The following is an 11,636-nucleotide window of genomic DNA, read 5'->3' on the forward strand; positions in this document are numbered from 1 at the left end:
TACTGGCTCTTTAAAACAACTTAACTTACTTCGTATAGAAGGCGCGCTTGAGCGCCATTTCAAGGCCTCGGACTTCGGCAAGACCTTTCAATCGCCCAATAGCGGAGTAACCTGGATTTGTTTTCTTGTTTAGATCGTCCAACATCTGATGACCATGGTCTGGTCGCATTGGGATCAGGCGGTTATCACCTTTTTCCGAGCGGCGATGCTCCTCATCCAAGATAGCCATGACGACATTGTACATGTCTACGTCACCATCTAAGTGCGCCGCCTCATGGAACGTCATTGGATTACTTTCTTCACGTTTAGTTGAACGCAAATGAGTGAAATACACACGATCACCGTGCTTCTTAATCATCTTCACTAGGTCGTTGTCACCACGCACACCATAAGAGCCCGTGCACATGGTGAGCCCGTTCATTTTGCTTGGCACGTTTTCAGTCAACCAATCGATATCTTCGATGGTCGAGACGATTCTTGGTAAGCCAAGAATTGGACGCGGTGGATCGTCTGGGTGCACCGCAAGTTTCAATCCATGCGCTTCACATACTGGCATGAGTTCTGACAGGAAGTGCGCCATATGTTCGCGCAGTTTGTCTTTAGTAATATCAGCATAGCGATCCAGTTGCGCTTGGAACTCTTCTAATGTGTAGCCCTCTTCCGCACCCGGTAAACCCGCGATGATGTTACTGGTTAAGCGCTGAACTTGTTCCTCAGTCATGTTCTGGAAATAGTCCGCCGCTTGTTGCTGCTCCGCTTCGGTATAGTCAGCATTAGCACCTGGTCGTTTTAGGATGTGTAGCTCAAATGCTGCAAAAGCGATCTGGTCAAAACGCAATGCTCGAGAGCCATCAGGCATCTCAAACTCAAGATCCGTTCGAGTCCAATCAAGCACTGGCATAAAGTTGTAGCAAACGGTATCAACGCCACACTCTGCTAGATTACGCAGTGTTTGCTTGTAGTTATCGATCCACTGTTGGAAATCACCCGTTTGTGTTTTGATTTCCTCGTGAACCGGGACACTTTCAACAACCGACCAAGTGAGCCCCTTGCTCTCGATAATCGCTTTGCGCTCTAGTATCTCTTCTTTTGACCACACCTCACCATTTGGGATGTGATGTAATGCATTTACGATTCCGGTTGCTCCTGCCTGACGAATATCATCTAGAGATACCGAATCGTTTGGGCCATACCAACGCCAAGTTTGTTCCATGACACTTCACCTTCTTTTAAGCGCACTTAACCCGCCCGTAAAAACAAGCTAAGTGCAAAAAACGACTTCCAAAGACAGCTGCGACAGCAGCTGTAACGAACGACTACGACGACATGTCGAGCCAGTTGTGAGGTTTAATCGTTGCCCAGCAACACCACAGGGTTGGAGCTGAACAAGTAACCATCAAAGTTAGGATCATCGATATCAGACAGCTCAAGTAGACGCTGTTTGACGTTTTCAAGGTGTTGCCACATTGCGTTTTTGGCGGCAATTGGATCTTTACGTTGAAGGGCGGCAAGAATCTTTGCATGATCTTGCAACCACTCTTCGCGGTAATCTTGACCATTGATATGAGAATGGAGCTTCTTCCACATTGGGCTGCTTTCACGTCGCTTCCAAGACTGTCTTAACATATCCACTAAGACAGAGTTTTGGGTTGCTTGGGCGATACATAGATGGAAAGTTTCGTCTCCACTACAATCCTTAGTACCACTCGCAAGCTCTTGACGTTCAAGCTCCAATGCTGTTCTCATTTGAATGATGTCGCTCGGAGTCACTTGCATCGCCGCAAACTCAGCAATGTTACTTTCTAGTAACTGGCGAGCTTGTAGCATTTCAAATGGTCCAGCATCATCTCCAACAATATTTGAGCGAGAATTAGCATTAGATGGTATGTTCAGTACATACACACCCGAGCCCTTTTTCACTTCCACTAAGTTTTCAAGTTCAAGCATAATCAGGGCTTCACGAACCACCGTTCGACTGACGTCTAGGCGCTCCGCGATATCGCGCTCTGGTGGTAGGCGATCGCCGACATTATAGCGACCGTCTATTAGCTCTTGTCTTAGTTTCAGACCGATTTCCTGATAAGGTCTTTTCGGCTCGAAGGGCATCATGATGATATTGTCACTGTATTGCATCTAATATAATTATCTCAATATAATATAGGCTATGATCAATTGGTCAACCTTTTCATCACACTCTGTGATAACACCTTTTTATTTAGTTTTATCGATGATTCAATCGATTACTGAACCGCTTTAATGCGTTCAACTAGCTGATTAAGATCAGGTTTTGTTTGTTCGATATCCGCATACATAGGTTGTACCGCGCTAACAAATGCCGCTTTGTTTGGTTTAACAAACGTCACGCCCATTTTCTCGGCTTTTTCACGCTCTTTCGCTTCTGATGCAGCCCACAGCTCTTTCATATATTCAGAAGAGTCTTCCGCTGCTTTCATCAGTGCTTGCTTCTGCTCTTCTGTCAGCTTGTCATACGTACTAGTAGAAATAACCAGCACATCAGGAACCATGGTGTGCTCGTCTAGACTGAAGTACTTAGACACTTCACTGTGGCGACTCAAGCTGAATGAAGGTATGTTGTTTTCTGCTGCATCAACAACACCCTGCTGGAGCGCGGTATAAAGTTCGCCGTACGCAAGCGGTGTTGGATTACCACCTAATGCTTTAACCATCGCAATTGCCGATGGGCTTGGCTGAACTCGGATCTTCATTCCTTTCAAATCTTCAGGTGTTTCGATTGGCTTACTGGTATAGAAACTACGTGCACCTGCATCATAGTAAGTGACACCAATGAAGCCACTATCTGAGGAAGAATCTAGGATCTCTCTACCAACTTCACCACCAGTTACGCTGTAGTAGTGGTCTTTATCACGGAAAAGATAAGGCAGGTTAAATGCCGAATACGCTGGAGAGAAAGCTTCAAGCTCTGCCGCGTTACTCTTCACCATATCTAGAGCGCCGTTTTGCATCAGCTCCATTGACTCTCGCTGCGTACCAAGCTGGGCATCTGGGTAAATACGAATACGTACTTCACCATCTGTCGCTTGACGAACTTCCTTCGCTAAGAAGTCCATTGCTTTGTGTACTGCATGATCACGAGGGTGGTTGTGGCTTAGCTTTAATGTCGTTGTTGCGTATGCCGATGCCACAGCACCAAACGTTAAAGCAGTACCAACCATTGCACTTACAAGCGTTCTTTTCATTGTCATCTGTCTTCTCCGTGGATTGGTTATCCAATATGTAGGGTATTGGCTGTTTCGAATGCAATATTGGCGCTACCCATCGATACCGTCAAACCTAAATGATCAATTGATTGACCAATATCACAATAAAACCCAAATGATTGGTCAACCAATTTGAATGTGAGAAGGGTCACATGAACATTTTTGGTGTACCGCTATAATCAAAATCGAAAATCAGTGTGTTTATTATGCAACTGAGGACCTAAAACCCCCAATTGGTCGTCCAAAAGCACTTATAGGCGCACATTTACGCTGAAGGAAAATAGAATGAATAAAATGGTCACCTACATAAATAGAGGCTTAGCGGGCTTTACCGTGTCCCTCTCGACCTTTCTTGTTTTTTGCGTGATTTGGCAGGTGATATCACGCTATGTGATCGGCAAACCCAGCACAGTCACAGACGAACTTGCTCGCTATCTGTTTATGTGGGTTGCTCTTATTGGCGCTGCCTATACCACAGGTCAGAAGCGTCATCTCGCTATCGATCTTCTCACTATGAAGTTAACGGGTACTAGAAAAGCCATTAACGAAATTGTCATTCAACTCGCGATCGCACTCTTCGCCTTTGTGGTTCTTGTATATGGCGGCACTAAGCTCGCCTTAAAAACACTGGCTATGGGTCAGGTAACACCCGCTTTAGGATTAGAAATGGGTTTCATTTATTTCTGTCTGCCGATCAGTGGGGCTTTGATGATCTTCTACTCGATCGTTTTTGCTATTGAACGAATCAAACAGTTAGCAAGTGGCAGCGCCTCTTATGCTGGCTCTCAACTGGATTAAATAGAGGTATTCCAACATGGAGTGGCAAGTAATTTTGACCCTTTTCGGTACGTTTGCGTTTTTGCTCGCAATTGGCGTTCCGGTTTCTTTTGCTATTGGCTTGTCGTCATTAGCAACTATTCTAATGAGTTTACCTCTTGAGCCCGCTATTGCGGTTGTTGCTCAGCGCATGGCTGCTGGCCTTGATAACTTTGCTCTGCTGGCAATTCCGTTCTTTATCTTGGCGGGTAACATCATGAACCAAGGCGGTATTGCCGTTCGATTGATCAACTTTGCCAAAGTACTTGGTGGGCGCCTGCCTGGTTCACTCGCCCACGTTAACGTTATGGCAAACATGATGTTCGGCTCTATCTCAGGTTCGGCTGTGGCGTCAGCGGCCGCTGTGGGTGGCACCATGTCACCACTGCAAAAGAAAGATGGCTATGACGAGAACTTTTCCGCCGCAGTGAACATTACCTCTTGCCCGACAGGTTTGCTGATTCCACCAAGTAATACGCTGATCGTGTTTTCACTAGTCTCTGGCGGTACTTCTATTGCTGCACTGTTTCTTGCTGGGTACATTCCAGGGCTTATCATGGGTTTGAGCCTAATGATGGTGGCAGGATTCATTGCTAAACGCCGCGGCTACCCGGTTGCTGAGCGCCCTAGCCTAGCAATGGTGTGGGATACCTTTTTGAAGGCAGCACCGTCACTTATGCTTATCGTCATTATTATGGGCGGTATCATTGGCGGCATCTTTACCGCAACGGAAGCATCGGCAATAGCGGTCATGTACACCTTTATTCTTGCGGTGCTTATCTATCGTGAAGTGAGATGGCGTGACCTGCCTAAGATTGTTCTGGAGTCTGCGGTAACAACATCGATCGTGCTACTGCTGGTTGGCGCTTCGATGGGAATGTCGTGGGCCATGGCGAATGCTGATATCCCATACATGATCTCAGATGCTCTACTGGCTATTTCAGAGAACCCGCTGATGATCTTGCTCATCATCAACGTCATTCTGCTGATCGTCGGTATCTTTATGGATATGACGCCTGCTGTTCTTATCTTTACACCTATCTTCTTACCGATCGCCCTTGACCTTGGTATCGACCCAGTGCACTTCGGCATCATGATGACATTTAACCTTGCTATTGGTATCTGTACTCCTCCAGTAGGTAGTGCACTCTTTATCGGTTGCTCGGTGGCGAATATCTCCATCGATAAGGTAATTAAACCACTACTGCCTTTCTACGCCGCACTGATTTTCGCGCTGTTGGCAGTGACCTTCATTCCTCAATTAAGCCTATTCCTTCCGAACTTGGTTCTAGGCTACTAATCGACATAAGCAATTAATCACCCGCTGGCATGCCAGCGGGTACAAGGAAACAATAATGAAATCAATTGTCAACACAAAACTGAATGACGGCGTAAACACTCCTCTGTACCCAAGAAACCAACTTAAAAGCCGCATAGTCCACCTTGGATTTGGGGCATTTCATCGTGCCCATCAAGGTCTGTTTACTGACGAAGTAGCAAGAAAATCAGACAGCGATTGGGGTATTTGTGAGGTCAACCTTTTTGGAGGTGAAGACCTTATTAAATCACTTCGCGAGCAAGACCACCTATACTCAGTGGCTGAAAAAGGCGCGACTTCCACCGAGATCAAGGTGATTGGTGCCGTGACCGAATCTCTGCATCCAAATTTAGACGGTATCCAAGCCGTCATCGAAAAAATGGCTGAGCCGCAAGTCGCCATCGTTTCTATGACTATCACAGAAAAAGGTTACTGCGCAGACCCTGCAACCGGTCTGCTAGATAAACACAACCCTCTTGTGATCGCAGATCTGGAAAACCCGACCGCACCAAAAACAGCTCTTGGATATATCGTGCAGGCATTGAAAGTCCGCCGAGAGCGAGACCTGCCTCCATTCACTGTAATGTCTTGCGACAACGTGCAAGAAAACGGCCACGTTGCAAAAGCTGCGATTCTAGAGTTTGCTCAATTGCTCGACTCTGATCTTGGTTCTTGGATTGAAGCTAATGTGACTTTCCCTTGCACTATGGTCGACCGAATTGTCCCAGCCGCAACGCCTGAAACCTTGACTGAAATTACCGAGCTTCTTGGTGTAGAAGACCCTTGTGGCATTGCCTGTGAGCCTTTCCGTCAATGGGTAATCGAAGATAACTTCGTTGCTGGTCGCCCTAATTGGGATATTGCTGGCGCAGAGCTTGTTGCGGATGTGGTGCCTTATGAAGAGATGAAGCTTCGCATGCTTAACGGAAGTCACTCGTTCCTGGCCTATCTTGGTTATCTTGGGGGCTATGCACATATCTCTGACACTATGACTGACCCTGGCTACCGCAAAGCTGCATTTGACATGATGCTGCTGGCACAAGCTCCTTCATTAGCCATGCCTGAAGGCACAAATCTGGAAGCGTACGCCAAGCTTCTCATCGACCGATTTACCAACCCAAGCCTTAAGCACAAGACATGGCAAATCGCTATGGATGGAAGCCAAAAAATCCCGCAACGCATGGGAGGCAGCCTTAAATATCACCTCGACAATGGTTCAGACTTTAAGTGGTTGGCTACAGGTATCGCGGGATGGATGCGATACGTCGCCGGTAACGATGAGCAAGGTAATGCCATTGATGTTCGCGACCCAATGGCAGAAACCCTAAAACACATCTGTGAACAACATGGTTTAAACGTTTCTGTGGTTCCAGCACTACTTGGGCTTGAAGCAATCTTTCCTACCGAGCTTGGACAAAACCCCATTGTTATCGATGCCGTAAGCACGGCCTATCTATCACTGGTTGAGCATGGTGCAAAGCACACGGTTTCGGCTTTATAAGAGGAAATAACAATGAAGCACTTTTTATGTGAAGACTTTTTGCTGTCGAACGAGACTGCACGCCGCTTATATCATGAACATGCGAGTTCACAGCCGATCTACGATTATCATTGCCACTTAAACCCTGCAGAAGTGGCGACAAATCGCCAGTTCGATAACCTAGCCCAGATTTGGCTAGAGGGCGATCACTACAAATGGCGTGGTATGCGCTCTGCTGGCATTGAAGAGCACTTGATTACTGGCGGTGCTAGCGATCATGAAAAATTCTTAGCGTGGGCAAAAGCCGTTCCGCAAACACTTGGTAATCCACTGTATCATTGGACCCACCTTGAGCTACGCCGCCCATTCGGTATCACTGGTACTCTACTCAGCCCAAAAACGGCTGAGCAAATTTGGCATCAGTGTAACGAGATGCTTGCAACGCCGGAGTTTAGCGCTCGGGGCATTATGCAGCAGATGAATGTGGTCATGGCGGGTACGACTGATGACCCAATCGATACCTTAGAACATCACAAGGCTATCGCTGATGACGCGTCCTTCACGACCCAAGTCTTGCCTAGCTGGCGTCCAGATAAAGCGTTTAAGATTGAGCTCGATAGCTTTGCAGACTATATGCACGCACTAGGGCAAGCGTCCGACATCAACATCCAGCGCTTTAGTGATTTGACCGCTGCGCTTGATAAGCGTCTAGCGCACTTCGACGCGCATGGCTGTCGCGCCGCCGATCATGGCATCGAGATAGTACGCTATGCGCCTATCCCGACAGAATCAGATTTAGACACCTTGCTCACCAAACGCTTAAACGGCGAAAGTTTGACTGAGCATGAGTGTGCTCAGTTCTCTACTGCTGTTCAGGTATGGCTTGGGAAGCGTTATGCGCAATTAGGCTGGGTGATGCAGCTACATATTGGTGCTCAGCGCAACAACAATACTCGTATGTTCCAGTTGTTAGGCGCTGATGCAGGCTTTGACTCGATTGGCGATCGTCCATTCGCATTTGAGCTAGCACATCTGCTTGACGATATGGATAAAACTAATGAGCTGCCACGCACTATTTTGTACTGCTTGAACCCACGTGATAACGAGATGATGGCCACCATGATTGGTAACTATCAAGGGGGAGGCATTGCGGGCAAGATACAGTTTGGTTCGGGTTGGTGGTTCAACGACCAAAAAGACGGCATGCAGCGCCAAATGGAGCAGCTGTCGCAACTTGGTCTACTCAGCCAGTTCGTTGGTATGTTGACCGACTCTCGTAGCTTCCTTTCTTACACTCGTCATGAATATTTTAGGCGCATACTGTGTGACATGATTGGGCGTTGGGCAGAGAATGGCGAGGTGCCTAATGATTTGTCATTGCTAGGACCTATGGTTGAAGATATCTGCTTTGGTAACGCAAAACGTTACTTCGAGCTTAGGGGCTAACTCTCCCTTTTCGCTATAAAAATGAGCTGGGTGGCCTGCCACTCAGCTCATTATTTCGTTTTTGTCGGTTCATTTTAATAGGGACGCTCGTTGGACAATCTCATTGCACAAGCTATTGGAGGCATCGCATTTATCTTCGGTGTGATGGCATTCTGGCAAAAAGACGATATTCGCTTTCGTTATCACATGACCACGTTCTGCTTCATTATGGCGATTCATTTCGTCTTAATGGGCGCCACAGTTGCGGCTATCGGTGTGACATTAAATGCCATAAGAAGCTATTTATCGATAAAAACACAATCTCGCGTCGTGATGTGGTGTTTCATCACGACCATGTGGACAATGACAGTCCCAAACATCTCTAGCATGTTCGAACTTATGACAGTCATCGGGTCGTCGGTGGGCACTTGGGCTCTGTTTACCAAAAAGGGCATTACCCTTCGCTGCCTCATTTTGTTTAACTCGTTCTGCTGGGTAACTCACAACATTTGGCTTGGTTCCATTGGAGGATCCTTAGTTGAGATCACCTTTATTCTGACCAATTTAATGACCATCTATCGCCTTTACGCGATCCGCAATCAAAAATTAGAGAACAAACCACTATGAGAGAAACCGTGAGACATCGTTGACTGGCTTAACGATGACTTATAAAAGACTGTGATTAAACAAATAAATTGTACGCAACTATATTTATTGCAATTTAAATTCCAGCTTGCTAGTGTGCTACGTAAACAATCGGAAGAAAACACCCTACACAAAAGGCTAGCGACTCATGATTACCCTGCATCACCTCAACAAATCACGCTCTAAGCGCATTATCTGGCTGCTTGAAGAGCTTAACGTTCCCTATCAAGTCAAAGCGTACCAACGTGACGCGGTGACCAATTTAGCACCAGCAGAACTCAAAGCGATTCATCCGCTGGGTAAGTCACCGGTTATCGAAGAAAATGGCCAAGTGTTGGCGGAATCCGGTGCCATTACCGAGTATTTGGCGCAGCGTTTTTCTTTCGCCTCTCTTGCACCAGCGCAAGATTCAGCGGAGTATCCGCTTTACTTACAGTGGCTGCACTTCGCAGAAAGCTCAGCTGCGTTGCCGCTTTTACTCCACTACTTCCTAAAGATTGACGGCACTGAAACACGCTTTCTTGATGGTTACAGCAAACAAGAGTTGGCGCTGATCTTGGGTTACCTCAACGATCACTTAACAGCCAATACATGGTTGGTTGGCGAGCAATTTACCGCGGCCGATATTTTATTGTCTTGGATTGTTGAGGTGGCTGCTCAGCTAGAGCTTCTTGGCGACTACCCTGCATTGCAGGTTTATCTTACGAAACTTAAACAGCGTCCTGCCGCGCAAAAAGCCGCAGAGCTTGAAGCCCAATACGACAAATCAAGCGCTTAAATGCATTTACGGTCGATATAGCGAATATTCTATATCGAGTTATTAATTGACCAACATCAATAAATTAACAATTTGCATAAATATCTGTTTTTTGCATAAATATCCGTAATAAAGGGTGACTTAACAGTCTATCAATTACGTCACCCCATATTTTTTCATCCCGTTGAGTTTAATATCCCCGTAAAAAACACTCGCTATTTTCATCAATAATTTTTTGTGAGCAAGTCTAAAGTTATTCTCGCCTATCCATAGTACATTTTAGCCACAATTTAGATTAGTAATTCTTATGGCTTCAATGTGGTAATTGAACGTTAAACGTACAGCTAAGCGGGAAGAACGCACTTCCTGCTAAGGAGAATGCTATGACCGCCCACGTCGTCCAAGAACCAAAAAAGTCTGGCGGCTTTTTTACTCGTTTCAAGTTTCCTTCTGCCTACACCATATTATTTGCTCTGATCGCCATTGTGGCGTTGATGACCTGGATCATTCCTGCTGGCCAATATGAGCGGGAAATGAATGAAGACCTAGGTCGAGAAGTCCCAGTTGCGGGTACCTACGCCAGTGTCGAAAGCAATCCACAAACCCCTATTGATGTGCTACTCGCTCCGATAGACGGCTTTTACGATCACAATAGTTATGAAGCTGGCGCCATCGATGTATCGTTGTTCGTACTTGTGATTGGTGGCTTCTTAGGTCTGGTTACCGCAACCGGCGCCATTGATGCTGGTATTGAACGGGTGACTCGCCGCCTTGAAGGACGAGAAGAGTTAATGATCCCCATCCTCATGGCACTGTTTGCCGCTGGCGGTACTGTGTATGGTATGGCGGAAGAGTCATTGCCATTTTATACGCTGCTGGTGCCTGTCATGATGGCTGCGCGGTTCGACCCGCTTGTTGCTGCAGCGACTATTTTGCTTGGTGCCGGTATAGGCGTTTTGGGCTCTACCATTAACCCATTCGCAACGGTCATCGCTGCCAATGCTTCTGGTATCCCTTTTACTGACGGCATTATGCTGCGTTTGGCAATGTTGGTTGTTGGCTGGGTGATTTGCGTTGCTTATGTGATGCGGTATGCCAAGATGGTCAAAGCCGATCCGACCAAATCAATTGTTTACGATAAGTACGAAGAAAACAAAGCGCACTTCCTTGGTAATAAAGGCGATGAATCTCTAGAGTTCACCGCTACCCGTAAAGTCATTCTCACCATTTTCGGTGGCTCATTTGCCGTGATGATTTATGGCGTGTCAGTTGCTGGATGGTGGATGGCCGAGATCTCCGCCATGTTCCTGGCCGCATCAATATTGGTGGGTCTCGTCGCTAAAATGAGTGAGGAATCCTTTATCGATAACTTCATTGAAGGGGCGCGCGATTTGTTGGGCGTGGCACTGATTATCGGTATTGCGCGCGGTATCGTGGTGGTAATGGATAGAGGCATGATCACCGATACCATATTGAACTCCGCCGAACATATCGTTACCGGGCTCTCATCCGTGGTGTTTATTAACGTCATGTTCTTCTTAGAAATTCTATTGTCCTTCTTAGTGCCGTCAACGTCTGGGCTCGCGGTACTCACCATGCCAATTATGGCGCCATTAGGCGACTTTGCCGGTGTGGGACGAGATCTGGTTATTACCGCCTATCAATCGGCATCTGGGCTGGTCAATCTGATTACCCCAACCTCGGCAGTGGTAATGGGAGGCCTCGCGATAGCGCGGGTGCCGTATGCCCGATGGCTCAAATGGGTTGCACCGCTTATGGCGATTCTAACCGTGTTCTGCGTTGTTATGCTTAGCCTAGGTACTTTACTCAGCTAACTTAGCTCAATTACCCCACTCTTTTGCCCGCTGCTTGTCAGCGGGCTTTTTGGTTTAAAAAGCGGTCCTTGGTTCTTGGTTCTTGGTTCTTGGTTCTTGGTTCTTGGTTCTTGGTTCTTGG

At 46.8% G+C, this 11,636-nt stretch carries 10 protein-coding genes; 7 read left to right on the plus strand and 3 right to left on the minus strand.

Translation table 11 applies throughout. The features are described 5' to 3' along the window. Positions 1-25: 25 nt before the first annotated feature. From uxuA to ACJB0T_RS19520, 3 genes are all read right to left on the minus strand, one after another. The gene (gene uxuA / locus ACJB0T_RS19510) at positions 26-1,213 is read right to left on the minus strand and encodes a mannonate dehydratase (RefSeq protein ID WP_479289115.1); all 1,188 of its coding nucleotides are present in this window, start codon (positions 1,211-1,213) and stop codon (positions 26-28) included. Positions 1,214-1,347: 134 nt separating this feature from the next. Beyond that, positions 1,348-2,133 (minus strand): FCD domain-containing protein, encoded by a 786-nt coding sequence (locus ACJB0T_RS19515; RefSeq protein WP_446648048.1) that lies wholly within the window; start codon positions 2,131-2,133, stop codon positions 1,348-1,350. A gap of 107 nt (positions 2,134-2,240) precedes the next feature. Then, positions 2,241-3,224 (minus strand): TRAP transporter substrate-binding protein, encoded by a 984-nt coding sequence (locus ACJB0T_RS19520; protein ID WP_479289112.1) that lies wholly within the window; start codon positions 3,222-3,224, stop codon positions 2,241-2,243. 300 nt (positions 3,225-3,524) lie between these two features. Here ACJB0T_RS19520 and ACJB0T_RS19525 point away from each other — a divergent pair, with 300 nt between their 5' ends. The 7 genes from ACJB0T_RS19525 to ACJB0T_RS19555 all read left to right on the plus strand — a co-directional run bounded on the left by ACJB0T_RS19525 (position 3,525) and on the right by ACJB0T_RS19555 (position 11,515). Then, entirely contained in the window at positions 3,525-4,037 is a 513-nt protein-coding gene (locus ACJB0T_RS19525; RefSeq protein WP_112462242.1) for a TRAP transporter small permease, read from the plus strand. A 16-nt stretch (positions 4,038-4,053) separates the two neighbouring features. After that, positions 4,054-5,355, plus strand: a complete 1,302-nt coding sequence (locus ACJB0T_RS19530) for a TRAP transporter large permease (RefSeq protein ID WP_042474095.1) — start codon at positions 4,054-4,056, stop codon at positions 5,353-5,355. Positions 5,356-5,410: 55 nt separating this feature from the next. After that, a complete protein-coding gene (locus ACJB0T_RS19535; RefSeq protein ID WP_479289110.1) occupies positions 5,411-6,874 on the plus strand; it encodes a fructuronate reductase in 1,464 nt (487 codons plus the stop codon). 12 nt (positions 6,875-6,886) lie between these two features. Beyond that, positions 6,887-8,299 (plus strand): glucuronate isomerase, encoded by a 1,413-nt coding sequence (uxaC, locus tag ACJB0T_RS19540; protein ID WP_479289108.1) that lies wholly within the window; start codon positions 6,887-6,889, stop codon positions 8,297-8,299. A gap of 90 nt (positions 8,300-8,389) precedes the next feature. Beyond that, positions 8,390-8,905 carry a YgjV family protein gene (locus ACJB0T_RS19545; RefSeq protein ID WP_112462244.1) on the plus strand — a complete coding sequence of 172 codons (516 nt, stop codon included), beginning with the start codon at positions 8,390-8,392 and terminating at the stop codon, positions 8,903-8,905. Between the two features lie 166 nt (positions 8,906-9,071). After that, entirely contained in the window at positions 9,072-9,701 is a 630-nt protein-coding gene (locus tag ACJB0T_RS19550; RefSeq protein ID WP_479289106.1) for a glutathione S-transferase family protein, read from the plus strand. A gap of 362 nt (positions 9,702-10,063) precedes the next feature. Then, positions 10,064-11,515, plus strand: a complete 1,452-nt coding sequence (locus ACJB0T_RS19555; protein ID WP_479289104.1) for a YfcC family protein — start codon at positions 10,064-10,066, stop codon at positions 11,513-11,515. The last annotated feature ends 121 nt before the right edge of the window (positions 11,516-11,636 follow it).

Source organism: Vibrio sp. CB1-5, from assembly GCF_059412285.1.